The 24,822-nt window shown below is 70.1% G+C and carries 27 protein-coding genes; 16 read left to right on the top strand and 11 right to left on the bottom strand.

Features of this window, described 5'->3' with window-relative positions; translation table 11 throughout:
• Positions 1 to 11 precede the first annotated feature (11 nt).
• Both ACWEIJ_RS28000 and ACWEIJ_RS28005 read left to right on the top strand, forming a co-directional pair.
• Positions 12 to 350, top strand: coding sequence for a hypothetical protein (locus tag ACWEIJ_RS28000; RefSeq protein WP_449840216.1), 339 nt, complete (start codon positions 12 to 14; stop codon positions 348 to 350).
• Positions 350 to 1,261: a glucosyl-3-phosphoglycerate synthase gene (locus tag ACWEIJ_RS28005; RefSeq protein ID WP_449840217.1), complete on the top strand. Its 912-nt coding sequence runs from the start codon at positions 350 to 352 to the stop codon at positions 1,259 to 1,261. Before ACWEIJ_RS28000 ends, ACWEIJ_RS28005 begins: the two co-directional genes overlap by 1 nt.
• On the opposite strand, the gene ACWEIJ_RS28010 is transcribed toward ACWEIJ_RS28005, so the two are convergent.
• The 4 genes from ACWEIJ_RS28010 to ACWEIJ_RS28025 are packed head-to-tail and all read right to left on the bottom strand — an operon-like array spanning position 1,193 to position 5,578.
• Complete coding sequence (locus tag ACWEIJ_RS28010; RefSeq protein WP_449840218.1) at positions 1,193 to 2,485, bottom strand: amino acid ABC transporter ATP-binding/permease protein; 1,293 nt, start codon at positions 2,483 to 2,485, stop codon at positions 1,193 to 1,195. The two genes, ACWEIJ_RS28005 and ACWEIJ_RS28010, sit on opposite strands and share 69 nt — an antisense overlap.
• Positions 2,482 to 3,831, bottom strand: coding sequence for an ABC transporter ATP-binding protein/permease (locus tag ACWEIJ_RS28015; protein WP_449840219.1), 1,350 nt, complete (start codon positions 3,829 to 3,831; stop codon positions 2,482 to 2,484). Before ACWEIJ_RS28015 ends, ACWEIJ_RS28010 begins: the two co-directional genes overlap by 4 nt.
• Entirely contained in the window at positions 3,801 to 4,424 is a 624-nt protein-coding gene (locus ACWEIJ_RS28020; RefSeq protein ID WP_449840220.1) for a cytochrome d ubiquinol oxidase subunit II, read from the bottom strand. Before ACWEIJ_RS28020 ends, ACWEIJ_RS28015 begins: the two co-directional genes overlap by 31 nt.
• On the bottom strand, positions 4,424 to 5,578 hold the full coding sequence (locus ACWEIJ_RS28025) for a cytochrome ubiquinol oxidase subunit I (protein WP_449840221.1): 1,155 nt from the start codon (positions 5,576 to 5,578) through the stop codon (positions 4,424 to 4,426). The genes ACWEIJ_RS28020 and ACWEIJ_RS28025 overlap by 1 nt, the downstream gene beginning before the upstream one ends.
• A 107-nt stretch (positions 5,579 to 5,685) precedes the next feature.
• Here ACWEIJ_RS28025 and ACWEIJ_RS28030 point away from each other — a divergent pair, with 107 nt between their 5' ends.
• From ACWEIJ_RS28030 to ACWEIJ_RS28050, 5 genes are read left to right on the top strand one after another with little or no spacing between them, the layout of a single operon-like run.
• Positions 5,686 to 6,024 (top strand): PadR family transcriptional regulator, encoded by a 339-nt coding sequence (locus ACWEIJ_RS28030; protein ID WP_449840222.1) that lies wholly within the window; start codon positions 5,686 to 5,688, stop codon positions 6,022 to 6,024.
• Positions 6,009 to 6,686 carry a permease prefix domain 1-containing protein gene (locus ACWEIJ_RS28035; protein WP_449840223.1) on the top strand — a complete coding sequence of 226 codons (678 nt, stop codon included), beginning with the start codon at positions 6,009 to 6,011 and terminating at the stop codon, positions 6,684 to 6,686. The genes ACWEIJ_RS28030 and ACWEIJ_RS28035 overlap by 16 nt, the downstream gene beginning before the upstream one ends.
• Positions 6,683 to 6,979 carry a DivIVA domain-containing protein gene (locus ACWEIJ_RS28040; RefSeq protein WP_355446043.1) on the top strand — a complete coding sequence of 99 codons (297 nt, stop codon included), beginning with the start codon at positions 6,683 to 6,685 and terminating at the stop codon, positions 6,977 to 6,979. Before ACWEIJ_RS28035 ends, ACWEIJ_RS28040 begins: the two co-directional genes overlap by 4 nt.
• Positions 6,966 to 7,364 (top strand): SRPBCC family protein, encoded by a 399-nt coding sequence (locus tag ACWEIJ_RS28045; RefSeq protein WP_449840224.1) that lies wholly within the window; start codon positions 6,966 to 6,968, stop codon positions 7,362 to 7,364. Before ACWEIJ_RS28040 ends, ACWEIJ_RS28045 begins: the two co-directional genes overlap by 14 nt.
• Positions 7,364 to 7,906 carry a DNA-3-methyladenine glycosylase I gene (locus ACWEIJ_RS28050; protein WP_449840318.1) on the top strand — a complete coding sequence of 181 codons (543 nt, stop codon included), beginning with the start codon at positions 7,364 to 7,366 and terminating at the stop codon, positions 7,904 to 7,906. Before ACWEIJ_RS28045 ends, ACWEIJ_RS28050 begins: the two co-directional genes overlap by 1 nt.
• Here the strand turns inward: ACWEIJ_RS28050 and ACWEIJ_RS28055 are convergent.
• Both ACWEIJ_RS28055 and ACWEIJ_RS28060 read right to left on the bottom strand, forming a co-directional pair.
• Positions 7,893 to 8,678, bottom strand: a complete 786-nt coding sequence (locus ACWEIJ_RS28055) for an enoyl-CoA hydratase-related protein (RefSeq protein ID WP_449840225.1) — start codon at positions 8,676 to 8,678, stop codon at positions 7,893 to 7,895. The two genes, ACWEIJ_RS28050 and ACWEIJ_RS28055, sit on opposite strands and share 14 nt — an antisense overlap.
• Positions 8,679 to 8,688: 10 nt before the next feature.
• Entirely contained in the window at positions 8,689 to 9,486 is a 798-nt protein-coding gene (locus ACWEIJ_RS28060; protein WP_449840226.1) for a PaaX family transcriptional regulator, read from the bottom strand.
• Between the two features lie 208 nt (positions 9,487 to 9,694).
• Here ACWEIJ_RS28060 and ACWEIJ_RS28065 point away from each other — a divergent pair, with 208 nt between their 5' ends.
• From ACWEIJ_RS28065 to ACWEIJ_RS28075, 3 genes are all read left to right on the top strand, one after another.
• Positions 9,695 to 9,862 (top strand): DUF3117 domain-containing protein, encoded by a 168-nt coding sequence (locus ACWEIJ_RS28065; RefSeq protein WP_065914675.1) that lies wholly within the window; start codon positions 9,695 to 9,697, stop codon positions 9,860 to 9,862.
• A gap of 98 nt (positions 9,863 to 9,960) precedes the next feature.
• A complete protein-coding gene (locus tag ACWEIJ_RS28070; RefSeq protein WP_449840227.1) occupies positions 9,961 to 11,427 on the top strand; it encodes a leucyl aminopeptidase family protein in 1,467 nt (488 codons plus the stop codon).
• Between the two features lie 79 nt (positions 11,428 to 11,506).
• Positions 11,507 to 13,105, top strand: coding sequence for a hypothetical protein (locus ACWEIJ_RS28075; protein ID WP_449840228.1), 1,599 nt, complete (start codon positions 11,507 to 11,509; stop codon positions 13,103 to 13,105).
• On the opposite strand, the gene ACWEIJ_RS28080 is transcribed toward ACWEIJ_RS28075, so the two are convergent.
• Complete coding sequence (locus tag ACWEIJ_RS28080; protein WP_449840229.1) at positions 13,087 to 13,980, bottom strand: LysR family transcriptional regulator; 894 nt, start codon at positions 13,978 to 13,980, stop codon at positions 13,087 to 13,089. The genes ACWEIJ_RS28075 and ACWEIJ_RS28080 overlap by 19 nt on opposite strands.
• Before the next feature lie 52 nt (positions 13,981 to 14,032).
• Between ACWEIJ_RS28080 and ACWEIJ_RS28085 the strand changes: the two genes are divergently transcribed.
• Positions 14,033 to 15,277 carry an MFS transporter gene (locus ACWEIJ_RS28085; protein ID WP_449840230.1) on the top strand — a complete coding sequence of 415 codons (1,245 nt, stop codon included), beginning with the start codon at positions 14,033 to 14,035 and terminating at the stop codon, positions 15,275 to 15,277.
• A gap of 1,329 nt (positions 15,278 to 16,606) precedes the next feature.
• Here ACWEIJ_RS28085 and glgA read toward each other — a convergent pair.
• Positions 16,607 to 17,758: a glycogen synthase gene (gene glgA, locus ACWEIJ_RS28090; RefSeq protein WP_449840231.1), complete on the bottom strand. Its 1,152-nt coding sequence runs from the start codon at positions 17,756 to 17,758 to the stop codon at positions 16,607 to 16,609.
• An 88-nt stretch (positions 17,759 to 17,846) separates the two neighbouring features.
• Here glgA and glgC point away from each other — a divergent pair, with 88 nt between their 5' ends.
• Entirely contained in the window at positions 17,847 to 19,061 is a 1,215-nt protein-coding gene (gene glgC / locus ACWEIJ_RS28095; protein WP_449840232.1) for a glucose-1-phosphate adenylyltransferase, read from the top strand.
• A 143-nt stretch (positions 19,062 to 19,204) separates the two neighbouring features.
• Here glgC and ACWEIJ_RS28100 read toward each other — a convergent pair whose 3' ends face one another.
• Positions 19,205 to 19,837, bottom strand: a complete 633-nt coding sequence (locus ACWEIJ_RS28100; protein ID WP_449840233.1) for an O-methyltransferase — start codon at positions 19,835 to 19,837, stop codon at positions 19,205 to 19,207.
• A 198-nt stretch (positions 19,838 to 20,035) separates the two neighbouring features.
• Here ACWEIJ_RS28100 and sigE point away from each other — a divergent pair, with 198 nt between their 5' ends.
• From sigE to tatB, 4 genes are all read left to right on the top strand, one after another.
• Positions 20,036 to 20,638: an RNA polymerase sigma factor SigE gene (gene sigE / locus ACWEIJ_RS28105; protein WP_355446079.1), complete on the top strand. Its 603-nt coding sequence runs from the start codon at positions 20,036 to 20,038 to the stop codon at positions 20,636 to 20,638.
• The gene (locus tag ACWEIJ_RS28110) at positions 20,635 to 21,165 is read left to right on the top strand and encodes a zf-HC2 domain-containing protein (protein WP_449840234.1); all 531 of its coding nucleotides are present in this window, start codon (positions 20,635 to 20,637) and stop codon (positions 21,163 to 21,165) included. The genes sigE and ACWEIJ_RS28110 overlap by 4 nt, the downstream gene beginning before the upstream one ends.
• Before the next feature lie 65 nt (positions 21,166 to 21,230).
• Positions 21,231 to 22,751, top strand: a complete 1,521-nt coding sequence (locus tag ACWEIJ_RS28115; protein ID WP_449840235.1) for a trypsin-like peptidase domain-containing protein — start codon at positions 21,231 to 21,233, stop codon at positions 22,749 to 22,751.
• A gap of 19 nt (positions 22,752 to 22,770) precedes the next feature.
• Positions 22,771 to 23,148, top strand: coding sequence for a Sec-independent protein translocase protein TatB (gene tatB / locus ACWEIJ_RS28120; protein WP_449840236.1), 378 nt, complete (start codon positions 22,771 to 22,773; stop codon positions 23,146 to 23,148).
• Here tatB and ACWEIJ_RS28125 read toward each other — a convergent pair.
• Positions 23,061 to 23,648, bottom strand: coding sequence for an AAA family ATPase (locus ACWEIJ_RS28125; RefSeq protein WP_449840237.1), 588 nt, complete (start codon positions 23,646 to 23,648; stop codon positions 23,061 to 23,063). The two genes, tatB and ACWEIJ_RS28125, sit on opposite strands and share 88 nt — an antisense overlap.
• A 7-nt stretch (positions 23,649 to 23,655) precedes the next feature.
• A complete protein-coding gene (locus tag ACWEIJ_RS28130; RefSeq protein WP_449840238.1) occupies positions 23,656 to 24,801 on the bottom strand; it encodes an Mrp/NBP35 family ATP-binding protein in 1,146 nt (381 codons plus the stop codon).
• Positions 24,802 to 24,822: the final 21 nt, after the last annotated feature.

Consider the following 24,822-nt stretch of genomic DNA (forward strand, 5'->3'; position numbering starts at 1 on the left):
CGCTGAGTGGCATGAACCGATTCCGCATCACTGAGCTGCCGAAAGACCGCGTGCTGGTCGTTGCGCATCTGACCAGCGCGGACGCTTTGGGCCAGACCATTGATGACGGCGCGGACGTCGTGGAATTCGACGGTGACCTGGAATTGCCATCGCTCACCGAAACGTTGGATGTGGTGACGATCCCCGCAGGGGATGAGGATTTCACCCTGGCGACTGCCACAGTGGCTGCGATGTCCGGAGTACGCGCCATTCGTGCGTCCGACGTGCGGCAGGCGAGGAAGGTCGTGGAGATGGTTGCGAGCGTGACGGGAACCCGTCCGCCGGCCCGAGCCGTGCGGGCGCTCGCCTGATGCTGCCCTCCGTCGAAGCCTGGTTCGCCACGCACACCTGGCAGCAGCCCTCGTGGACGGTCGACGAGCTCGTGGCGCTGAAACGCGGCCGGACCGTCTCCGTCGTGCTGCCCGCGTTGAACGAGGAGGAGACCGTCGGCGACGTCGTCGGTGTCGTCCGGCCGTTGCTCGGCACGCTCGTCGACGAGCTGGTGGTGATGGACTCCGGTTCCACCGACCGCACCGCCGGCGTCGCGGCGGCCGCCGGGGCGCGGGTGGTGCGGCGCGAGGACGTCGTGCCGTGGCTGGAACCGTTGCCCGGCAAGGGAGAGGTGCTCTGGCGGTCGCTCGCCGCGACCTCCGGCGACCTGATCGTGTTCCTCGACTCCGACCTGGTGGATCCCGAGACGGCGTTCGTCACGGCGTTGCTCGGGCCGTTGCTCGACGTTGCGGACGTGCACCTGGTGAAGGGCTTCTACCGGCGGCCGTTGCGGCTGGAGAGCTCCGGTGGCGGGCGGGTCACCGAACTGGTGGCACGGCCGTTGCTGAACACGTTGCGGCCGGAGCTCTCCGGTGTGGTGCAACCGCTCGGCGGCGAGTACGCCGCCACCCGGTCCTTTTTGGAGTCCGTGCCGTTCGCGGCCGGGTACGGCGTGGAGATCGGGCTGTTGCTGGACGCGCACCGGATCTACGGGCTGTCCGCGCTGGCCCAGGTGAACCTGGGCGTGCGCAAGCACCGCAATCGGTCGCTGCTGCAGCTCGGCGTGATGTCGTCGCAGATCATGGGCACGGCGCTGGCCCGGTGCCGGGTGGACTTCGACCCCGGCCCGTTGACTCAGTTCGTGCAGGTCGACGGCGAGTGGCTACCCGACTCGACCGACGTGCTCGTCGCGGACCGGCCCCCGATGGTGCACGTGGTCGAAGAGCGCTAGCTGCTCCTCCCTGTGCGTCACGACGAGCGCGGTGCCCCGGCAGGCGTCCAGGACCTTCTTCAGCACGCGGTCGGCCTGCTCGGGGTCGAGCCCTTCCGTCGGCTCGTCCAGCAGCAGGACCTCCGGATCGGCCAGCACCGATCTGGTGAGGATCAGGCGCTGCCGCTGGCCGCCGGAGATCTCCTCGCCGCGTTCGCCGACGACCCGGTCCCAGTCGAGGTCCAGTTCGGTGATCTCGGCCGCCCGGTCGAGTTCTTCCTGCGTGGCGTCGGGTTTGGCCAGCAGGACGTTCGTGCGGACCGTGGTGTGGAAGACGTGTGCGTCGGCGAGCGCGCCCTTGCTCGGTTCCAGCCGGTGGGCGATGGCGTTGAGCAGGGTGGTCTTGCCGATGCCGCTCGGGCCGACGATCGCCGTCCTGCCTTGGAGCACCGGGGTTTCCGGCACGTGGACCGGCTCGGGTTCGCCGGTCGGTTCCGGGGCCGGCCTGGTGAGGGCGGCGAGCGGGATGGTGATCTCGAACGTCGCGATGGCGGCCATGATCAGCCAGGCCGGTTCGTGCTGGGCGAGCAGGACGAGTGCCGTGCCGAACTGGACGGCGATCGCGAGCGGGGTCAGGTCGCGGGTGCGTTCCTTGCGGGACAACGCCTTCGCGGTCGCGGTGGCCGCGGAGAGCTTTTCGTCGAACAGGCCGTAGGCGATCAGTTCTTCTTTGCCGTGCACCAGTTCCGCAGTTCGTTCGGTCAGCTCGGCCCGCAACGGTGTGAGGTCCTCCGGTTTGCGGACGGCGAGCCAGGGCAGCAGCGCGACGTTGATCAGCAGGCCGAGCGCGAGCGGGAGGGAGAAGACCGCCGCCACCGCGCTCACGAGACCCGCGGTGATCCACGGCAGGGTCGCGCGGAGCTTCGTGTCGAGGTGCTGGTCGACGTTCGTGACGATGCGGGTCAGCGCCGTGCCGGACGGGACGTGCCTGCGGTTCACGAGGTCGTCGTAGACCCGGCCGCGCAGCTCGACGGCCTCGCTGAGCACGGCCTTGTGGCTGGTCAGGCGTTCGAGGTAGCGCAGCGCGCCCTTGGCCAGCGCGAGCGTGCGGACCGCGACGATCGCCACGGTCAGCGCCTGCATCGGCGGGTGCTCGGCGGCCCGCATGATCAGCCAGGTCGCCGTCGCGGTGAGGCCGACGCCGGCCAGTTCGGCGAGGACGCCGACGAGGATCGCGAGTCTCATACCTGGACCACCCTGTTCACCTCGTTCAGCAGCGTCGGCCGGTGCGCCACGATCACCGCGGTCCGGCCCTTCGTGAAGTCGCGCGTGGCCTGGAGCACCAGCGCTTCCGACTCCGCGTCCAGGTGCGCGGTCGGTTCGTCCAGCAGGAACAACCCGGCGTGGCGCCGGTCCAGCGCCCTGGCCAGCGCGACCCGTTGCTGCTCACCGGACGACAAGTTCGCGGGCACGAGCGTCGGTCGTTGCGGCACCCATGCGAGCGCCTTCAGCCAGGCCTCGCGGTCGATCTCGCGCAGGTCCACGCCACCGACCAGCACCCGGCCGGCGTCCGGCTGCACGAACCCCAGGAGCAGCCCGAGAACCGTGCTCTTGCCCGCACCGCTCGGCCCGACCAGCGCGATGCGCTCACCCGGTTCGATGTGCAGCGAGAAGTTCCTGAGGCTGCGCACGCTCACGTCCTCGAACACGATGTCGGCGTGCGCGAGGTCCGGCGGCTCGACCCCCGTGGTCTCGGTGTGCGGCGGCACCTTCGCGAGCACCTCACGGCCCTGAGCGCTCGCGTGGTACTGCGCCCCGGCCGCGCGCAGCGGGAGAAACGCTTCCGGGGCGAGGAAGAGCACGAGCAGTGCGGTGTGCAGCGGCACCCCGCCGGTCAGCAGCCTCAGCCCGACCGGCACCGCGACCACCGCCACCGACATCGTGGCCACCAGCTCCAGCACGAACGCCGACAGGAACGCCACCCGCAGTGCCGACATCGTCTCGGCCATGTGCCGCGCGGCGAGTTCGCGGACCGTCGTGGACTGCGCCCGCGCCCGCCCGAACGCCCGCAGCGTCCCGATGCCCTTGACGACGTCCAGGAAGTGCCCGCCGAGCGTGGCGAGCGCGTCCCACTGGCGAGCCGTCCGCTCACGGGTGTGCGCGCCGACCAGAGCACCGAAGACCGGGATCAACGGCAGCGTCAGCAGGATCGTCAGCGCCGCCGTCAGGTCGGCGAACGCCAGCCTGATGACCACCGCGAGTGGCACGGCCACGGCCAGAACCTGTTGCGGCAGATACCCGACGACGTACGGCGTCACGTCGTGCACGCCCCGGGTCACCAGCGTCGCGACCTCGCCCGCCCGCGTGCCGGGGGAGCGCAGGAAGGCCTCGCGCAGACGTGCTCGGGTTCGTTCGGCAGCTCGATGCGCCATCGCCCGGTGCGCCCACCACACCAGCACCCGCAGGCCGACCACCAGGCACAGCGGGAGAAGACCGGATCCGCCGCTCAGCACCGACGCCAGGAGCTCGGCCTGGGCCAGCACCAGGAACGGGATCGGGATCAGCGCGAGGAGATGGCGACGATCGACCACTGCACCAACACCACCAGCGGGATGATCGGGATCGCGACCCACGCGAGCAGGCCGAGCGTGTTCGCGTGCGCCATCAGCCCGCCGACGTCGATCGAGCTGAACGCCAGCGGAACGGGCAGCGCGCAGAGCAGTCCGGTGAGCGGGAACAACGTCCACCGCCGGGTCTGGAACGCCCAGCCGTGCAAGGCGAACAGCACCGGCATCACCAACGCCACCGGCCACGGCGCGGCGAGCAGGTGCGCCAGGAACAGGCCCCAGCCGACGGAGACCGTCAGCGCGCCGGTGAACACGAGCCACGACCACAACCGCAGCTGCACGGCCGCCATGAACAGCACCAACCCGGCCAGCACCAGCGTGAACACCGAGTGCGCCCCGGACAGCAGCTCACCTTCGAGCCGCGGGAACGCCGCGAACAGCACCCCGATCGCGGCCACCAGCCACACCTCGTTGCCCAGGAAGAACGGCGTCATCCGGGCCAGCGTCTCGTCGCGGCGCCGGAACGGCAGCAGCAACCCCGTGCCGTAGTCGAAGCCCGCCAACGCGAAGTAGCCGACGACGAGCACACCGAGCACGACCAGCCAGAGCATCTCCATCAGAGCGTCACCACCAACGGCGAGACAGGCGCGGGCGTGACGTCCGGACCGCGGCGGACCGCACGTGCGATCAACGCCCAGTCGACGCACGCCAGCAACACGAACAGGGACGAGAACACGACGAGCGACAACAGGATCTGCGAGGAGTCCACGTGGGACACCGCGTCCTCGGTGCGCAGCAACCCGTAGACCAGCCACGGCTGCCGGCCGACCTCGCGGAACACCCAGCCGAGGATCGCGGCCACGAACGGCAGCGGAATCCCGATCACCATGAGGTACAACGGGAATCGCATCCGGATGACCAGATCCTTGACCAGCAACGGCAGCGTCAGCCAGCTGACCGTCGTCAGCGTCATCCCGATGATGATCATGAATCCGAGTGCGACGCCCGGTCCGGCCGCGAGCTTGCCCGGCTGGAACTCCCTGAGGATCGGGAACTGCGCGAAGCCTGCCCCGACCAGCACGGGCGTGGCCAGCGCGGTCGTGATCACGCCCATCCGCAGCGACCGCCGGAAGAAGTCCGTCTCGGCCGTGCGCCTGATGAAGTGGTACCCCGACACGCCGGTCAGGAACACCCCGCCGACCGTGAGGGACGCGAACACCACGTGCACCAACGCGGTCCCGAACGTCGGGTTGGTCAGCAGTGCCGAGAAGTCCTCCAGCCGCAACACGTTGCCGTCGACCCGGTAGCCGACGGGGTGCTGCAGGAACCCGTTCGCCGCCATGATCCAGAACGCGGACGCGTAGGCGGTCAGCGCGGTCAGGTACAGCAACGCCAGGTGCAGCCAGCGGTTGAGCCGGCCCCAGCCGAAGATCCACAGCCCCAGGAACGTGGACTCCAGGAAGAACGCGACCAGCGTCTCCAGCGCGAGCGGCGCCCCGAACACGTCACCGGCGTAGGTCGCGAGACCCGACCAGTTCAGCCCGAACTGGAACTCCATCACGATCCCGGTGGCGATCCCCAGCGCGTAGTTGATCACGTAGATCCGGCCCCAGAACCTGGTCATCCGTTCGTGCACGGGTGCTCTGGTCAGCGTGAACCGGGTCTGCATGATCGCGAGCAGGGTCACCAGCCCGAGCGTGAGCAGCACGAACAGGAAGTGGAACGAGGTCGTCGTCGCGAACTGGACGCGGGCGAGGTCGGCAGCGCTCATGAGTAGGGAGGCTATATGTAGGCGCGCTACTCATCGAGCGTTTCGGCGGGATATGGGGGAGATCTCAGGGCTCCCCTGATGCGGCGGCATGAGTAGAGTGGCTACTCATGAAGCCCGATGCGCTGCGTGGCCACCTGGACGCGTTGCTGCTGGCCACGCTCGACGGCCGGGAGCTGCACGGATACGCGATCATCGAGGCGCTGCAGCTGGGCAGCGGCGGCGCGCTCGACCTGCCGACCGGCACGGTCTACCCGGCGTTGCGCCGGCTGGAGCGCGCCGGGCACGTGGTCAGCGACTGGAGCACGGTCGGCGGACGCAAGCGCCGCACCTACAAGCTGACCTCGGCCGGTCAACGGGCGCTGCGCGCCGAGCGCAGCGCGTGGCAGGAGTTCACGTCGGTCATCGACGGCGTGCTGGGAGGGGGCGGCAAGTGGGCACAGGCCTGATCGACGACTACGTGACGGACCTCGGGTCGCGCTTGCAGGGTTCCCGCAGGCAGGTCCGCGACCTGCTCACCGAGACCCGTGACAGCCTCAGCGACGCCGTCGAGGCCCACCTCGACCGCGGCCTGGACGAGGAGACCGCGCAGCGCAAGGCCGTCGAGGAGTTCGGCCCGGTCCGCGAGATCGCCGGGGAGTACCAGGCGGAGCTGGCCGTCGCGTACGGCGCGCGCACGCTGGCGTGGCTCGCCGTCGTGCTGCCGACGATGCACGCGTTGTGGGAGATGGGCCGGCTCTACTTCATCGGGCCGTGGCAGGACTTCGGCGGCCCGGTGCCGACCTGGTACCTGTGGATCGCCAAGGCCAACGACATGACCAGCGGCGTCTCCGCGGGCATCGCCCTGGTGGCGCTCGTCCTGGGCCGCGTGCTGGCCCGCCGGTTCGCCACGCAGCTGCTCGCCAGGCTCGCGGCGTCGATCGCGTTGTTGTCGCTGCTGGTCGTGGTGCTGGGCAACGTAGCCATCCTCGGCGCGACCTGGGGCCTGGATCCGCAACGGCTCGTGCAGTCGTTCCCGATGAGCATCGCGAGCTTCGCGACGTGGGCCGTGATCGTCCGGCTCGGTCTGCTCGCTCGCCGCTGCCTGAGCTGTGCCACGATCGTCGGGTGACCAACGCCCTGATCTACCTGATCGTGATGGTGGCCGTCGCGGCAGTGGTGTTCCTGCTCGCGGCGTTGGTGTTCGGGCGCGGCGAGGAGCTCGCCCCGCTGCCGCCAGGTGCCTCGCCCACGCGGCTGCCGTCGGACGACATCACCGCGGAGGACGTCCGCGAGCTGAAGTTCCAGCAGGTGTTCCGCGGCTACAAGATGAGCGAGGTCGACTGGGCGTTGCAACGGCTCGCGACCGAGGTCGAGACGCTGCGGGCGCGCGTGGAGGAACTGGAGAGCAGTGACCGAGCTTGAGCTGACGGTCCAGGTGGCCGCTCCGCCCGACACGATCTTCCGCGCGATGACCGACTGGGAACGCCAGTCCGAGTGGGTGTTCGGCACCCGCGTGTCGGTCGTCGCGGGCGACGGGCGGTCGGTCGGCAGCGAGATCGACGCGGTCACGTTCGGCGTCTCGGACCGCATGCGGATCACGCGCTGGGACCCGCCGCACGCCGTCGAGGTCGAGCACCTCGGCCGGGTCGTGCGCGGCACCGGTGTTTTCGCCGTGCGCGGCAGTCGTTTCGTGTGGACGGAACGACTCGACGTGCCGTTCTTCTTCCCGGTGGTGAAGCCGCTCTTCGTGCTGATGCTGCGCCGCTCGCTGCAGCGGTTCGCGAGGTTCGCGGAGGAGTACCGGTGATCGTTCGCTGCCCGTGGGGTGATTCCACGCCGGACTACATCGCCTACCACGACACCGAGTGGGGCGTGGAGCTGCACGGCACCGAGGCCCTGTACGAGCGGATGTCGTTGGAGGCGTTCCAGTCCGGACTGTCGTGGATCACGATCCTGCGCAAGCGACCGGCGTTCCGCGCGGCCTTCGGCGACTTCGATCCCGAGCTGGTCGCGAAGTTCGGGCCCGCCGACGTGGAAAGGCTGATGGCCGACGCGGGCATCGTCCGCAACCGGATGAAGATCGACGCGGCGATCCACAACGCGCGGGTGATCGTCGACCAGGAGGTGGATCTCGACGAGCTGCTGTGGTCGTTCGCGCCCACCGACCACGTGCGGCCCGCGACGATCGCGGACGTGCCCGCGATCACCGCCGAGTCCAAGGCGATGGCCAAGGAGCTGAAGCGCCGCGGCTTCAAGTTCCTCGGCCCCACCACGTGCTACGCGCTGATGCAGGCCACCGGCATGGTCGACGACCACATCGCGACGTGCTTCCGCGCTACCGGCCGATGAACTTCGGGGCGCGCTTGTTCACGAAGGCGTCCACGGCTTCCCGGTGATCCTCGGTCGCGCCGCAGTCGGCCTGGGTGCGGCGTTCGGCCTCCAGGGCGTCCTCCAACGTGCCGTCGGCGGCCGCGGCCAGCGCTTCCTTGATCTTCGCGTACGCCGTCGTCGGGCCCTTGGCGAGCTTGGCGGCCAGCAGGTGCGCGGTCTCCTGCAGCTCCTCGTCCGGCACGACCTGGTTGACCATGCCGATCCGCAACGCCTCCTCGGCGCCCACCGGCTGCGCGAGCAGCATCATCTCCATCGCGCGGCCGTGCCCGATCAGCCGCGGCAACGTCCACGAGGCGCCGGAGTCCGCGGTGAGACCGACGTTCGCGAAGGCCATCAGGAACTTCGCCGACGTGCCCGCGATGCGCAGGTCCGAGGCGTAGGCGAAGGACGCGCCCGCACCGGCCGCGCTGCCGTTGACCGCGGCGATCACCGGCTTCGGCATGCCGATCAGCTCGCGCACGATGGGGTTGTAGTGCTGCTCCACGGTGTGCAGCGGCGCGGGATCACCGGCCTGCAGCAACCCGATGTGCTCCTTGAGGTCCTGACCCGCGCAGAACGCCCGGCCCGCACCCGTGATCACCACCGCGCGCACCGACTCGTCGGCCGCCGCCTCCTTCAGTGCGGCGAGGAACGACTCCTTCAGCGCGATGGTGAAGGCGTTGAACGACTCGGGGCGGTTGAACGTGAACGTGCGCACACCATCGGCGTCGTCGACGAGGAGCTCGGACACTGAACCTCCATCAAGCAGTGGAAACGTTGCGAACCGGCCGCAGGCACTCGTCGACGAACCGAGTCGTGCCCGGCGCCAGCCGCAGTGTCTGTTCGTCGAAGAACGACGCTGCCGCGTGCCCCGGCCAGTCCGGTGGCAACAGTTCAGCAGGAAGACCGGGATCGCGGAACAGGAACTTCCGCCACGCGTGCAGCAGCTGCTGTGACGCGGCGAACGCCGCCGCGTCGCCGGTTTCGTCCACAACGGACACCAGTGGCCGCCAGTGCGCGACGAAGGCGGCGTAGTCGCGTCCCAGCCCGGCCAGGTCCCAGGCCTTCGCGGCCAGCTCGACGTCCGGACCGTCGTGTGAACCGTGAAAAGTTCGTGCGGACACTTCTTCGGCGGCGAGCACGTCGGCCAGTTCCGGTGACGGCCGCGGCGCGATCCACGTCACAGGGCCGAGCGCGCCGTAGCCGAGCAGCTGCAGCTCCGAGGCCAGGTGGTCGCGCGAGTCGCGGCCCGGCATCTCCTCCAGCACCACGACGTGCCAGCGACCGTCCCAGGTGGACGGCCGGGTGCGGTAGATGCGGGCCGCGGCCTCGTCGAGCCTTCGTTCCCCGCGAGGTGTCATCGCATAACCCGGCCCGTCGGGCAGCCTGGTCGGCTGCAGCCAGCCCTGCCGCACCGTCCGGGAAACGGCGGTGCGCACGGCCGGTGCGGCGAATCCCAGGGGCTCCAGCAGCCGGACGAGGGCGGCAATGGTGGCGGCGCCACCGCGTTCGCGCAGGTGGCCGCCGTAGACGTCGAAGAGCGCGGAACGGGCTCGCACCCGGCACAGTCTGTCACGCCGCGCCCGCGACCGCCGAAAGTGTTGTCTTGTCGTGAAAACGGGTACTGATCAGGGTGAAATCAAGATCAACAAATGTCACCCGAACTCGCCAAAAGATCGGTTCGGTTTCGCCCCTGAGTCGCGATAGGGGAGAATGGAGCAGATCCGGCCTGGCCGGACGGGGAAGAGTTGACGGAGGGAGCACGCGATGGCGGCCATGAAGCCCCGGACCGGCGACGGTCCCCTCGAGGTCACCAAGGAGGGACGCGGCATCGTCATGCGCGTGCCGCTCGAGGGTGGTGGGCGCCTTGTCGTCGAGATGTCGGCGGACGAGGCCAGCGCCTTGGGCGACGCGCTGAAGGCCGCCGCCGGCTGAGGCATCCCGGCGAGAAGCACCAGAAACACGCAAGCCCCGGTTTCCGCTGTGTTCCACAGTGGAGGCCGGGGCATCGCAACGTTTGGCGCTGAGTCAAAATGGAGCCGTCGAAAATACATGGGGAGGGGTCCGGCGTGGGTTCGACGGTTCCGTCAGTGCCAACCAAGCTCGTGGACGTCGAGGTGGCCACCACCGCGCGCCGCGGCGTTGCGACGGTCGTGCTCGCGGCCACCGGACCGGTGCTCGGGCCGGGCGGCGACGGCATCGACGTCTCCGACCTCACGGGCAAGGCCGGTGAGGTGGTCCGCCACGACGAGGCCTGGACGCTCGGTGTCGGCACCGGCACGCTGAGCGACCACCGCACGGCGGGTGCGGCCCTGGTCCGCGCGCTGAGCGGCGAGGACGCCCCGAAGAGCGCCGACGTGCTGCTGACCCCGGACCTCGACGCCGAGAAGGTGCGCGCGTTCGTGCTGGGCGCGGCGCTCGGCGGCTACCGCTTCAAGGTCACCGGCGAGGAGGCCCCGAAGCGCGTCGGCTCGCTGCGGCTGGTCACCGGGGACACCGGGTTCGAAGAGGTGCTGACCTCGGCCGCGCTGAAGGCCCACGCGCTGGCCACCGCCACCTCGCTGGCGCGTGACCTCGCCAACACGCCCTCCAACGTCAAGGACCCGCGCTGGCTCGCGACCACCGCCGCCAAGCTCGCGGAGAAGATCGACGGTCTGTCCGCGACCGTGCGGGACGAGAAGTGGCTGCGGCAGCAGGGCTTCGGCGGCGTCCTGGCGGTCGGCGGCGGAAGCGCCCGGCCACCGCGGTTGCTGGAGCTGACGTACGGCACGACCGGCCCGCACCTGGTGTTCGTCGGCAAGGGCATCACGTTCGACACCGGCGGCATCTCGGTGAAGCCCGCCGACGGCATGCACCTGATGCGCACCGACATGGCCGGCGGCGGTGCGGTGATCTCCGCGCTGATGGCCGTGGCCCGCAGGCGGCTGCCGGTCAGGATCACCGGTCTCGTGCCGTGTGCGGAGAACCACATCTCCGGCTCGGCGTACCGGCCGGGCGACGTCGTGCGGCACTACGGCGGCGCGACCACCGAGGTGCAGAACACCGACGCCGAGGGCCGCATGGTGCTGGCCGACGCGATGGCGTACGCGGTGCGCAACCTCAAGCCGGACCTGCTCGTGGACGTGGCGACGCTGACCGGTGCGATGAAGGTGTCGCTCGGCCTGCGCACGGGCGCGGTGTTCACGCCGTCCGCCGAGATCGCCGCAGCCGTCATCGAGGCGGGTGCCGGGGTCGGCGAGCAGTGGTGGCGGATGCCGCTGCTGGAGGAGCACGTCGAGGCCGTGACCAGCGAGATCGCGGACTACAAGCAGTGCCCGCCCGGTCCGGGCGGCATCACGGCGGCGCTGTTCCTGCAGAAGTTCGCGGGCGACGTGCCGTGGGCGCACCTCGACATCGCGGGCCCCGCGCGTTCGGAGAAGGTCTACGAGGAGGTCGTCGCGGGCGCCACGGGCTTCAGCGCGCGCACGCTCGTCGAGCTGGCCGAAAAATATTCGCGTTAGTCCCTACGATCGGCCATACGAGACGGCGAAGTTCCACGGCATGATGTGAGCGCCTTCACACCGTCGTAGAGGAGCGCTCGTGTTGCTTCGCCTGGTTCTCGCCGTCTCGCTGACACTGGCGGCGCTGACCCCCGCCACCGCGAGCACGCCCTGGTGGGAACCGGTCGCCCGGCCCACGCAGGACTCGCAGATCAACGTCACGGGCGAGCCCTTCAAGGGCACCGACGGCCAGGGCAGGGTGCGCGGGTTCGTCGACGCGCACAACCACCTGATGACCGACCAGGCGTTCGGCGGCCGGTTGATCTGCGGCGAGGAGTTCGACGAGCAGGGTGCCCAGGCTGCGCTCAAGGACTGCCCCGAGCACTACCCGGCGGGCATCGGCGCGTTGTTCGAGGCGGTCGTCACGAACGACTTCGACGGCCACGACCCGGTGGGCTGGCCGACGTTCAAGGACTGGCCGTCCTACCAGACGGTCTCGCACCAGCAGAACTACTACGCCTGGCTGGAACGGGCGTGGCGCGGCGGGCAGCGCGTCCTGGTCACCGACCTGACCAGCAACGCCACCCTGTGCGTGATCTACCCGTTCAAGGACAAGCCGTGCGACGAGATGGCGTCGGTGCGGCTGCAGGCGAAGCGGACCTACGAGCTGCAGGACTTCGTGGACCGGCAGTTCGGCGGGCCCGGCAAGGGCTGGTTCCGCATCGTCACCTCGTCCGAGCAGGCGCGGGACGTGATCGAGCAGGGCAAGCTCGCGGTGATCATGGGCATCGAGACCTCTGAGCTGTTCGGCTGCCGGCAGCTGCTCGACCTCCCGTTGTGCGGCAAGGGCGACATCGACCGCGGCCTGGACGAGGTCTACGCGCTCGGCGTGCGCAGCGCCTTCCTGTGCCACAAGTTCGACAACGCCCTGTGCGGCGTCAGGTTCGACTCCGGGGTGCAGGGCGGCGTGCTCAACGCCGGCCAGTTCCTGCGCACCGGCACGTGGTGGAAGACCGAGAAGTGCGCGGGACCGCAGCAGGACAACCCGATCGGCGTGGCCGGGCCGAACGCGCTGATCCCCGCCAACGTCGTCGCGCCGAAGTACGACGAGGAGAAGCGCTGCAACGTCCGCGGCCTCACCTCGCTCGGCGAGTACGCGGTGCGGGGCATGATGAAGCGGCACATGATGATCGAGATCGACCACATGAGCGTGAAGGCCGCCGGACGCACGCTGGATCTGGCCGCCCAGGCGCACTACCCCGGCATCCTGTCGAGCCACAGCTGGATGGACGCGCAGTGGACCGAGAAGGTCTACCAGCTCGGCGGCTTCGTGGCGGGCTACGAGAACGACGCCCCCACCTACGTCGCCCAGGCGGCCGCGGCGGAACCGTTGCGCCGCAAGTACGACGTGGGCATCGGGTTCGGCAGCGACTTCAACGGCGTGGGCTCGCACCCGGCACCGCGCACCGGCGTGACCTACCCGTTCCGCACCTACCCGGAGGGGCCGCTCGTCGACCGGCAGCGCACCGGCGACCGCGTGTGGGACGTCAACACCGACGGCGGTGCGCACGTCGGCCTGCTGCCCGACTGGATCGAGCAGATCCACCAGGCCGGCGGTGACCAGCTCGTGCGGGACATGCTCGGCGGCGCCGAGTCGTACCTGCGGACGTGGTCCGGGACTCAGCGCTGGACGTCGTGAGTCCTGAGCGCGTGCTCGCGGAAGGCGCGGACCGCGGGCGGCAGGGGCTGGTCCTTCAACCACGCCAGCCCGAAGACGCGGCTCGCCCGCGGGGTCAGCGGTAGTTCGCGCAGCCCGGCCGGCGGGGTGGTCTCGGCGTGCGTCAGCAGTGCGACGCCGAGACCCGCCGCGACCAGGCCGCGGACGGTCTCGATCTCCTGGCTCTCGAAGGCGGTGCGCGGGGTGATCCCGGCGGCGGCGAACATGTCGTCGGTGATCTGCCGCAGGCCGTAGCCGTGTTCCAGCAGGATCAGGTCCTCGTGCTCCAAGTCCTTGAGCCGCACCGACTTCCTGGTGGCCAGCCGGTGCGCGGACGGCACGACGACGATCAGCTCCTGTTCGAACAGGACGGCCGAGGAGAACTCCGGCCCCTCGGGCGGTGGGGCGACCAGGGCGAGGTCGATCTCGCCCTGGCGCAGCTTCTCGACGACGGCGGCGCGGGCGTTCTGGATCAGGCCGAACCGCACGTGCGGGTGCTCGGCGCGGAACCCGCGGACCAGTTCTGGCACCAGCGACCGGCCGAGCATGTGCAGGAACCCCAGCACCACGCGGCCCTTCTCCGGGTCCAGCTCCTCCTCGACCTCGCGCAGGCCGGGTTCCAGCGCGGCCAGTGACCGGGCCGCGGCCTCGGCGAGGAGGCGGCCGGCGCGGGTGAGCCGGACCCGGCGTCCGGTCTTCACGACGACCGGTGCGCCGAGCTGCTCGCCGAGCTCGGCGAGCCAGCGGCTGACCGTCGGCTGGGGCAGCCCGACGCGTTCTGCGACACGGGTCACGTGCTCGTCGGCGGCAAGCGCTTTCAGCACGGCCAGCTTCGGGGCCAGGTCCAATTCATCCACGAATTGATTCTGACCCATTTCCGTATTGGACGTATGGCTTAGCGTCGAATGCGTGAACAGGTTGACCGCGTCCATCGCCGCATCGGGCCTCGCGTGTTTCGCGTTGCTCTACGCACCGCAGCCGGTGTTGCCGCAGATAGCCGCGGACTACCGGTTGGGGCCGGGCGGTGCGTCGCTCGCGCTGTCCGCCGCGACGCTGGCGCTGGCCGTGGTGGTCGTGCCGGTGGCGATGCTGTCCGAACGGGTGGGGCGCCGGCCGGTGATCGTGGCCAGCGTGCTGTTCGCGGGTCTGCTCGGCGTCGTGCTGCCCTTCGCGCCGAGCTACGAGGTCTTCCTGGTGCTGCGGGTGCTGCAGGGCATCGCGGCGGCCGGGGTGCCCGCGGCGTCGATGGCCTACCTCGCGGACGAGCTGCCCCGCGGGAAGCTCGGTGGCGCGATGGGCGCGATGATCGCGGGCAACAGCGTCGGCGGCATGCTCGGCCGCCTGCTCTCCGGCACGACGGCCGACTGGCTGGGCTGGCGCGGGTCGATCCTGCTCACCGGCGTGGCCGGGCTCGCGGCCGCGCTCGTCGTGGTCTTCTTCCTGCCGCGCGCCCAGGCCGCGCCGAAGCGGGCGCCGCGCGGGATGAAGGCGGCCCTGAGGGATCCGGTGCTGCTCGCGCTGTACGCGGTCGCCGTGCTGATGGTCGGCGCGTTCGTGTCGTTCTACAACGTCGCGGGTTTCCAGCTCACCGGTCCGTCGTGGCTGGAGTCGCTGGTGTTCCTGTTCTACGCGTTCGGCAGCACCGCGGCGGCGTTCGCGGGCAGGACGGCCGACCGGCTCGGCCGCGGGCGCGCGCTGCTCATGGCCATCGGGGTGGTGGCGCTGGGCACGGTCGCGAGCCTGGTGTGGGTGCCGCTGGGCCTGGCGATCGTCACGGCGGGATTCTTCGCCTCGCACGCCGTCGCGAGCAGCTGGGTCGGCTCGCGCGCCCCGTCCAACGCGCGCGGCCACGCGTCCGGGCTGTACCTGTGCGGGTTCTACGTGGGCAGCAGCATCGGCGGCACGTCCGGCAGCACCGCGTACGGCGAGTGGGGCTGGGGCGGGCTGGTGCTGGTGGTCCTCGGCTGGCTCGCGCTGGCCGCGATGCTGGTTCAGAACTCCAACGCGAGGGTGATGCGCGAGTCGACCGGCGAGATCAGCGTGCGGCCGATCCTCGGCAGCTCGACCACGCCCTCGACCAGGCCCACCGAGACCGAACGGGTGTCCGCGGGGACCTCGACCACGACCGCGAACGGCAGCGGACCGCCGTCGTAGCGGGCGCCGAGCTGCGGTGCGGTCGAGCCGTCCGGCAGCGTCACGGTGATCAGGTCCTTGGTCACGGCGCCGCCCGCGGTGTCCGGCAGGTCGCCGGAGGCCTCCATCCGCACCTCCAGCAGCGCCTTGTCCGGTGCGGAGATGGTGGCGAGGTCGTACTGGCTCTCACCGAACTTGATCGGGCGCTGCCGGCCGAGCCGCACGCCGGTGATCTTCATGTCGATCGCGCTGCCGCCGAGGCGGAGCTTCTGGGTCGACTCGGTGAAGTGGGCGGGAGCGGCGGCGCGCTGCAGCACCCGCGGCGGGTTGTCGGCGCGCTTGCCGGACGGGATCTCGACCCGCTGCTCCAGCGACTTGGCGCCGAGCGAGCCGAGGGTGAGCGTCTCGGTGCCCTCCTTCGGGTCGGGCACCGTGTAGACGACGAACACCGAACCGTTGGCCGGGAGCCGTTCGGCGGGCAGCAGCTGGCGCTTGCCGGGCACCTCCAGCGCGAGCTCGGACGGTTGCGGGGCGAAACCCTGCCAGTTCGTGCGGCGGAAACCGCTGTCGGTCTCGAAGAGCTTCTCGACCTTCATCCGCATCACGCGCAGCCGTGAGCCCGGTTCGGCGCTCAGGGTGCCTTCCGAGGTGTACCAGATGTCCGGGTTCGCCCAGCCGGAGATCGCGGTGCTGAGCAGGTCGTCGCGCAGCTTGAGGTCGATGTTGCCGAGCCCGAGGTCGGCGTTGGAGCGCTTGCCGTCGTCGGGCAGCACGGCGAGGAAGTCGCGCCCGGCGGTGAGGTCCTGCTGCTTCGACGGGTCGAACTCCCGGCCGTCGGTGCGCACGAGCTTGCCGAGCGGCGTGCTGCGGTTGCCCTTCTCCGGCACCTGCGGCGACTGCACCTCGTAACGGACCTCGTCACCCGTCTTGGTGACTTCCTTCAACGGCACGGGCACCCAGTCGGTGCCGGCGCCGGTGCCCGGCACCTGGACCGGTCCGCACCAGAGCCGCTTCTCCACCTCGGCCTCGACGCCCGTTCTGGCGAACCAGCAGCTGACCGCCGCCGCGCCCGCCCGTGCCACGTAGCCGTACTCCAGCGTGTACGCGAGCTGGGCTTCGGCCTGCGCCTGCAGGTCGGAGGCGTCGGCGAGCTTCAGTCCGTCGACCCTGAGCTGGACGGCCGTCGGCTGTGTCTTCGGGGCTGTGGCGCATCCAGTCACTGCAAGGAGGACCGTCAGACCCAGCACCGCACAACGCACAGTCCTCGCGCCCCTCACCGGTTGAAACGACAACGTCACTACTGGTTAAAGGCGGCGTTCACACTTTGGGGTTGCCCTGAGCGTGTGTGACTCAAATCACGCTGCGGTAGACCTCGACTGTCTGCTGGGCCATCGTCGACCAGGAGAACTCCTGCTCAGCGCGCTGCCGACCGGCAGCGCCGAAGCGCTGGGCCCGTCCAGAATCTGAGATCAGCTCATTTATTGCCTCGGCGAGACCGTGTCGATATGTCGACAATTCACGTTCGTCATAGTGCACGAGCAGGCCGGTCTCGCCGTGCGCGACCACTTCGGGGATGCCGCCGACGTCGCTCGCGACGACCGCCGTGCCGCACGCCATGGCCTCCAGGTTCACGATGCCGAGCGGTTCGTAGACCGACGGGCAGACGAACACCGTCGCGTGGCTGAGGATCTGCCGCACCTCGGCGGGCTGCAGCATCTTCTGGATCCAGAAGACCCCGGACCGCTTCCGCGCGAGCTCCTCGACCGCCAGCCGCGTCTCCTCGGCGATCTCCGGCGTGTCCGGAGCACCGGCGCACAGCACGATCTGCGCGCTCGGGTCGATCTCGTGCGCGGCGGCGACGAGATGTCCGACACCCTTCTGCCGGGTGATCCGCCCCACGAACGCCACGATCGGCTTCTCCGGATCGATGCCGTACGCGACGAGCGCGTCCGTCTCCGTCACCGGCCGGTACGCCGTGGAGTCGATGCCGTTGCGCACGACGTGCACCTTCGCCGGGTCCAGCGCGGGGTAGGCGTCGAGCACGTCGGCCCGCATCCCGTCGCTCACGGCGATGATCGCGTCGGCGTGTTCGTACGCGGTCCGCTCGGCCCACGACGAGATCCGGTACCCGCCGCCGAGCTGCTCGGCCTTCCACGGCCGGCGCGGCTCCAACGAGTGAGCCGTCACCACGTGGGGTATCCCGTGCAGGAGTTTGGCCAGGTGACCGCCCATGTTGGCGTACCACGTGTGCGAGTGCACGAGGTTCGCCGTGGACACCGCCGCGGCCATCTCAAGATCCACCGCGAGGGTGGTCAGCGCCGCGTTCGCCTGCTCCAGGCTGTGCGGTGGGTTGTGCGCGATGGCGTCGCCGCGGGGCGCACCGAAGCAGTGCACGTCGACGTCGACGAGCTCGCGGAGATGGGGCACGAGGAATCCCACGTGCACACCAGCGCCGCCGTAGACCTCAGGTGGGTACTCCCGCGTCATGACCGCAACTCGCACGCCTCCACCGTAGATCACGGCGGTAGGTGTTGGGACGAACCAGTTTGCGTCTGGTTGAAGCTCGATCGCACAGATAGGGTCACATACCGTGAAGGGGCAGCCGCACGTTCTCGGAATTGTGCTTGCCGGTGGTGAAGGCAAGCGCCTGTGGCCACTGACGGCCGACCGCGCGAAACCGGCTGTGCCCTTCGGGGGCAACTACCGGCTGGTCGACTTCGTGCTGTCGAACCTGGTCAACGCGGGGCTCGCGAAGCTCTGCGTGCTGACGCAGTACAAGTCGCACTCCCTGGACCGCCACATCTCGACGACGTGGCGCCTGTCCAATGTGCTCGGTCAGTACGTGACACCGGTGCCGGCCCAGCAACGCCTGGGCCCTCGCTGGTACACCGGATCCGCCGACGCGATCTTCCAGTCGCTGAACCTGGTCCACGACGAGAAGCCCGACCACGTGGTCATCTTCGGCGCCGACCACGTGTACCGGATGGACCCGTCGCAGATGATCTCGCAGCACGTCGAGTCGGGCGCGGCCGTGACCGTCGCCGGCATCCGCGTGCCGCGCACCGAGGCCAAGGCCTTCGGCTGCATCGACTCCGACGCGTCCGGGAAGATCACGCGCTTCCTGGAGAAGCCGTCCGAGCCACCACACGTGCCGGACGACCCGGACGTCACTTTCGCTTCAATGGGCAACTACGTCTTCACCACCGAGGCGCTGCTCGACGCGTTGCGCGGCGACGCGTTGAACCCCGACTCCGACCACGACATGGGCGGCGACATCATCCCCATGCTGGTCGACCGCGGTAAGGCGCACGTCTACGACTTCCAGGACAACGAGGTTCCCGGCGCCACTGATCGGGACCGCGGGTACTGGCGTGACGTGGGGACGATCGACGCCTACTACGACGCCCACATGGATCTGGTTTCGGTCCATCCGATTTTCAACCTCTACAACCAGCTGTGGCCCATTCGCACGGCCACTCCGCCGTTGCCGCCCGCGAAGTTCATCGCCGGAGGGTCCGCTGAGGACTCGATGGTCGGGCCCGGGTCGATCATCTCCGGGAAGATCCACGGGTCGGTGATCTCGTCCGATGTGACCGTTGAGGTCGGGTCGGTGGTGCAGGGGTCGGTGTTGTTGCCCGGCGTTCGGATCGGGAAGGGCGCCGTGGTTCGGCGGGCCATTCTGGACAAGAACGTCGTGGTGCCGGATGGGGCGTTGATCGGGGTGGACGCGCCGATGGACCGTGAGCGCTACACCGTTTCCGCGGGCGGCGTCACGGTCCTCGGCAAGGGCGTTCGGGCCTACTGAGCCTGAGCTTGGGCTGAGCCTTGGCCGGCCGGCCGCGGGTCGAGTGGGTGGTCGGCCTGCGTCGGGTTGTGAGGGTTGTTCGGGAAGAACGGCTCGGGCCTTCGGTCCTCGATCAAAGGCGGCTCGGCTTCGCCGTCGCTGGGCTAAGGGCGGCGGGCTGCCACCAGCAGGCCGTCGCCCAGCGGGAGGATCACCGGGACCAGGCGGTCGTCCTCCTTCACCAGGCGGGCGATGTCCCGCATCGCCTGGGTCGACTCGTCCCGTTTGGAAGGGTCGACGACGGCGCCGTGCCATAGGACGTTGTCGAACGCGATGACGCCGCCCGGCCGCAGCATGCGCACGCCGTGTTCGAGGTACTGCGGGTACTCGGGTTTGTAGGCGTCCACGAAGACGAGGTCGTAGGCCGCGTCGGTCAGCCGGGGCAGCACGTCCAGCGCCTTGCCCATGATCAGGCGGGTGCGGGAGGGCGAGATGCCTGCCGCCGCGTAGGCCTCGCGGGCGGCGCGTTGGTGTTCGGGGGCCACGTCGATCGAGGTCAGGATGCCTGAGGCCGGCATGCCGGCGAGCAGGTAGAGGCCGCTCGTGCCGGCGCCGGTGCCGATTTCGACGACCGCGCGGGCCTGCAGTGCGGTTGCCAGGAACCGCAGTGCGGCGCCTCCGCCGGCGCCGATGGGCACGCAGCCCAGTTCCTGGCCGCGTGCGCGTGCTGCCAGGTGCACCTCGTCCTCGGGGAGGTACTGCTCGACGTACTCCCGCAGGGCCGATTCCGCTGTCACGGATACGCAGGTTAGTGCCCCGCGTGCCCAAAACGGGTGAACGCCGCAAGAACCGAGATTCTCAGGGTGCTCTCAGGCAGCTCTCACGATCGTTTTAAGGGAGCAGGAGAAGGTAGGCAGGCAAGAAGCCAGGCTCTAGTCGGGAACAAGCCGGACCCGTCGCTCGTTGAGCCGCATAAGGGTCGCCGGGCGGCCCACATGGAGGTGCCGAAACACCTGATGCGCACGCAGTCGAGTTCGCCGGAGGCCGTCGCGCCCATCGAGACGGCCGACTGGACGCCGCCCTCGTGGGACGAGATCGTTCGCGAGCACGCGGACCGCGTCTACCGGCTCGCGTACCGTCTGACCGGCAACCAGCACGACGCCGAGGACCTGACCCAGGAGACGTTCATCCGGGTCTTCCGGTCGCTCGCGTCCTACAAGCCGGGCACCTTCGAGGGGTGGCTGCACCGCATCACCACCAACCTCTTCCTCGACATGGCTCGCCGCCGCAGCCGCGTGCGCATGGAGGCGCTGCCGGAGGACAACGACCGCCTTGAGGGTGACGACCTGTCCCCTGAAGAGATCTACGACGAGAACCACCTGGACCCCGACCTGCAGGCCGCGTTGGACGAGCTCCCCCCGGAGTTCCGCGCCGCCGTGGTCCTGTGTGACGTGGAGGGCCTCTCCTACGAGGAGATCGGCGCCACGCTCGGGGTGAAGATGGGTACCGTGAGGAGCAGGATCCACCGGGGCCGCCAGGCTCTCAAGGTCGCGCTCGAACGTCGTCGTCAGGAATCGTTGCTGGAGGACTCTGCATGACCGACCTCCGTGGTTGGGGCCTGCCTGAGCAGCATCTCTTGCCGGATGCCGTGGTCGCGTTCGTGGACGGCGAGCTGTCCTCGGTCGCTCACGAGCGAGCCTCCGCGCACATCCAGCGCTGCGGCTTCTGCGCCTTCGAGACCTACACCCAGCAGCAGGCGCGCGCGGCAGTGCGCACCGCGGCGGCGCCCACGGCGCCGGCGTCGCTGCTCGACCGGCTCGGGGCCATTCCGCAGGAGGTCGAGCTGCCGTCCGCACCGGACGGGCTCGCGATCACCGAGGACGGCCAGTTCGTCGCCGTGCAGCGCACCGACAAGCCCGCGTTCGGGTCCGGGCCGGTGCTCGGGTCCAGCAGACCTCTGGGCAGCAACGGCTGGTTCAGCGGCCGTCGCGCCCGGCAGGGTGCCGGGGTCGTGGTGAGCGGCATGCTGCTCGGCGCGCTCGCGTTCACCACGCCGGACAGCGACGCTCCAGCCACGCCTTCCGCGCCGCAGAACGCCCGCGCGGTCTTCGCGACCACCCCCTGACAGTCATTTCACCGCTCTTCGGGCAGGCTGTAGCTCAGCACTCCTAGCGGAAAATTCGGGGAGAGATGAGCCAGCAGTCGCCCAACGGCCAGACGCCCACACCCGTTTCCGGAGTGGACGACGGAGCGCATCGCAGGCTCCGGCCACGGCCCCTGGTGCAGCCGCCGGTCGACCCCGCGTACGCCACCGCTTTCGGCCGCCCGGACGGGGTGTCCGGCGCGTTCGCCACGCGCGACGTGCCCGTTCCCCAGGTCCAGTCCGCGCCGCCGCCACCCGAGTCGCTCGCGACCGCGTTCGGCCGCCAGGGCTCCTCCGAACTCCTCCAGCGGCCACCGCAGCCGACCGGCGAGCCCGACCCGGACATCGACCCGGTGTTCTGGGGCGACAAGCCCGCCGGTGACCCGTGGCGCGACCCCGCCTCCGGTGCCGTGATCGGTCCGCCCGCGGTGGGCGAGGACGCGCCGGGCGAACCCGAGCGCGAGCAGGAGCCCGGTCCGCAGCTCAGCGTCCCCGAGCTGATCTTCGGTCGCCGGGTGAAGCCGACCGCTCTCGCGTTGCTGACCGCGGTCGCGCTGCTCGTCGGTGCCGCCGGTGGCCTCGTCGGCTGGCTGATCGGCCGCGCCGGCAACCCGCTGACCGACTCGACCGTGACGCTGGCCGAGGTCGAGCAGGGCAAGGAGCGCCCGGCCGGGTCGATCTCGGACATCGCCAAGCGCGTCACGCCCAGCGTCGTGTCGATCGAGTTCAAGGGCGCGAACGTCGCGGGCGTCGGCTCCGGTGTCGTCATCGAGGCCGGTGGCTACATCCTCACCAACGACCACGTCGTCGCCCCCGCGGCCCAGGACTCGTCGGCCAAGCTCAGCGCGGTCTTCACCGACGGCACGCGCGCCCAGGCCCGCGTCGTCGGCCGCGACCCGAAGACCGACCTCGCCGTCGTCAAGGTCGAGGTCACGAACCCGACCGTGCTGCAGTTCGGCAACTCCGACGAGCTCCAGGTCGGCGACAGCGTGATCGCGATCGGTTCGCCGCTGCAGCTGTCCAACACCGTCACCGAGGGCATCGTCTCCGCGCTGCACCGCCCCGTGACGGCGGCGGGCGAGAACGGCGGCCCCCAGGTCACCTACGACGCCATCCAGACCGACGCGGCCATCAACCCCGGCAACTCCGGCGGTGCGCTGGTCGACTCGCGCGGTGCCCTGGTCGGCATCAACTCGTCGATCCGCACCGAGACCGGTGGTTCGGTCGGCCTCGGGTTCGCGATCTCCGGCAACCAGGCCCGCAAGATCAGCCAGGAGCTGATCCGCAGCGGTCAGGTCAAGCACGCTGACATGAACGTCAACGTCAAGTCCGTGTCCGCGGAGACCTCGGAAGGCGCGCAGGTGCAGAACGTCCCCGCCGGAGGTGCCGCGGCCGCCGCGGGCATCCAGGAGGGCGACGTGATCACCAAGGTCGGCAACCGGATGGTCCGCAACGCCGCCGAGCTGGTGGTGGCGGTTCGCGAGCACGAGATCGGCCAGACGGTCCAGGTCGTACTCGCCCGTCAGGGCCGGGAACTGAAGCTAGACGTCACCCTGAAGAGCGACTGAGCGAAGTAGGCTGGGACCCGTGTTCGAGAACATCGGATGGGTGGAGATCCTCATCATCGTCGTAGCGGGTCTCTTCATCCTGGGACCCGAACGCCTGCCGTCCGCCGCGGCGTGGCTCGGCAAGACCGTGCGCCAGGTCCGCGAGTACGCGACGGGCGCGCGCGAGCAGCTCAAGCAGGAGATGGGGCCGGAGTTCGAGCAGCTCCGCAAGCCGCTGGAGGACCTGCGGGAGCTGCGCAACTTCGACCCGAAGCGCGCGGTCGCCAAGCACCTCTTCGACGACCCCGAGCCGGTCACCAAGACGAACGGCTACCCGACGCCGTCGACGCCGTCCGCTCCCGAGCAGCGGCCGCTGGCGCCGGGCGAGCGTCCGCCGTACGACCCGGACGCGACCTGAGCTTCCGCCGCCCGGCGCAGCTCGGCGGCGATCGCGGAGAGGTCCACCGGGCCGGTGGTGTCGACCTCCACCAGTGGACCGGCGCCCAACGGGCGCACCGGTTCTCCCCACAGCTCGGCCTCGGCGCGTTCCAGGTCCAGATGGCCTTCGTGCCGGCCCGCGGCCCTGACGTAGTAGCGCGACCTGGCCACCTCCAGCGGCACGACGCAGCGCAGCTCCACCACCGGGCCCGGCAACGCCGCCACCAGGGGCCGGGTGTAGTCGAACCACGTGCTGTCCACCACCGCGCCCGGACACCGCTGCGCGATCCGCAGCACCGCGAGGACCGCCGCCCGGCCCAACCGCTGTGACTCGCTCACCGTGCCGGGCCGGCCGAGCGCGTCGGCCAGGGCCTCCTTGACGTCGTCCTTGGCCAGCACGGACAGCCCGAGCAGCGGACCGAGCGCCGTCGCCAGCGTGGTCTTGCCCGCCCCCGGCCAGCCTCCGACCAGCACGAACACCGTGCTGCTAGCGACCGGCGGGGGAGACGTTCAGCAGCCGGCCCGCGAGGCCGCGCGACTTCACGGTCAGCTTCTTCGCCACCTCGCTGAGCACCTGAGCCGCGGCCGAGTCCGGCACCGCCTGCACGATCGGCGTGCCCGAGTCGCCGTTCTCGCGCAACCGCGGGTCCAGCGGCACCTGGCCGAGCAGCGGCACCTCGGAACCGATGGCCTTGGACAGCGACTCCGCGACGGCCTCGCCGCCACCGGACCCGAAGACCTCCATGCGCGAACCGTCGGGCATCTCCAGCCACGACATGTTCTCGATGACGCCCGCGACCCGCTGGCGCGTCTGCAGGGCGATCGACCCGGCCCGTTCGGCCACCTCGGCGGCGGCCTGCTGCGGCGTGGTGACGACCAGGATCTCGGCGTTCGGCACCAGCTGCGCCACCGAGATCGCCACGTCACCGGTGCCGGGCGGCAGGTCGAGCAGCAGCACGTCCAGGTCGCCCCAGAACACGTCCGCGAGGAACTGCTGCAACGCGCGGTGCAGCATCGGGCCGCGCCACACGACCGGCGTGTTGCCCGGCGTGAACATGCCGATCGAGATGACCTTCACGCCGTGCGCCTGCGGCGGCATGATCATCTTCTCGACCTGGGTGGGCTTGCCGTCGGCGCCCAGCATGCGGGGGATCGAGTGGCCGTAGATGTCCGCGTCGACGATGCCGACCGACAGCCCACGCGCGGCCATCGCCACGGCGAGGTTCACGGTGACCGAGGACTTGCCGACGCCGCCCTTGCCGGACGCGACGCAGTACACGCGCGTCAGCGAGCCCGGCTGGGCGAACGGGATGACCGGCTCCTCGGTGCCGCCGCGCAGGGTCTTGCGCAGCTCGGTGCGCTGGGCGTCGCTCATGACGTCGAGGTCGACGCGCACGGACGACACGCCGTCCAGCGCGGACACCGCCGCGGTGACGTCCTTGGTGATCTTGTCCCGCATCGGGCAGCCCGCGACGGTCAGGTACACGCCGACCACGACGACGCCGTCGGCGCCCACCTCGACGTCCTTGACCATGCCGATCTCGGTGATCGGACGGCGGATCTCGGGGTCCTGCACACCGGCGAGCGCCTTGCGGACGTCCTCGACGGTGGGGAGGGGCTGCGTGGTGGTCACCCGGCCATGCTACGTCCGGTT

Source organism: Lentzea sp. NPDC004789 (assembly GCF_053601075.1).

Bases quoted from the DNA above. Each gene is read 5' to 3' on its own strand.
- ACWEIJ_RS28025 (WP_449840221.1), bottom strand. From the start codon at position 5,578: ATGAGCGCTGCCGACCTCGCCCGCGTCCAGTTCGCGACGACGACCTCG.
- ACWEIJ_RS28065 (WP_065914675.1), top strand. From the start codon at position 9,695: ATGGCGGCCATGAAGCCCCGGACCGGCGACGGTCCCCTCGAGGTCACC.
- ACWEIJ_RS28005 (WP_449840217.1), top strand. From the start codon at position 350: ATGCTGCCCTCCGTCGAAGCCTGGTTCGCCACGCACACCTGGCAGCAG.
- sigE (WP_355446079.1), top strand. From the start codon at position 20,036: ATGGAGGTGCCGAAACACCTGATGCGCACGCAGTCGAGTTCGCCGGAG.
- ACWEIJ_RS28030 (WP_449840222.1), top strand. From the start codon at position 5,686: ATGAAGCCCGATGCGCTGCGTGGCCACCTGGACGCGTTGCTGCTGGCC.
- ACWEIJ_RS28000 (WP_449840216.1), top strand. From the start codon at position 12: ATGAACCGATTCCGCATCACTGAGCTGCCGAAAGACCGCGTGCTGGTC.
- ACWEIJ_RS28010 (WP_449840218.1), bottom strand. From the start codon at position 2,485: ATGAGACTCGCGATCCTCGTCGGCGTCCTCGCCGAACTGGCCGGCGTC.
- ACWEIJ_RS28115 (WP_449840235.1), top strand. From the start codon at position 21,231: ATGAGCCAGCAGTCGCCCAACGGCCAGACGCCCACACCCGTTTCCGGA.
- ACWEIJ_RS28110 (WP_449840234.1), top strand. From the start codon at position 20,635: ATGACCGACCTCCGTGGTTGGGGCCTGCCTGAGCAGCATCTCTTGCCG.
- ACWEIJ_RS28020 (WP_449840220.1), bottom strand. From the start codon at position 4,424: ATGGAGATGCTCTGGCTGGTCGTGCTCGGTGTGCTCGTCGTCGGCTAC.
- ACWEIJ_RS28070 (WP_449840227.1), top strand. From the start codon at position 9,961: ATGGAGCCGTCGAAAATACATGGGGAGGGGTCCGGCGTGGGTTCGACG.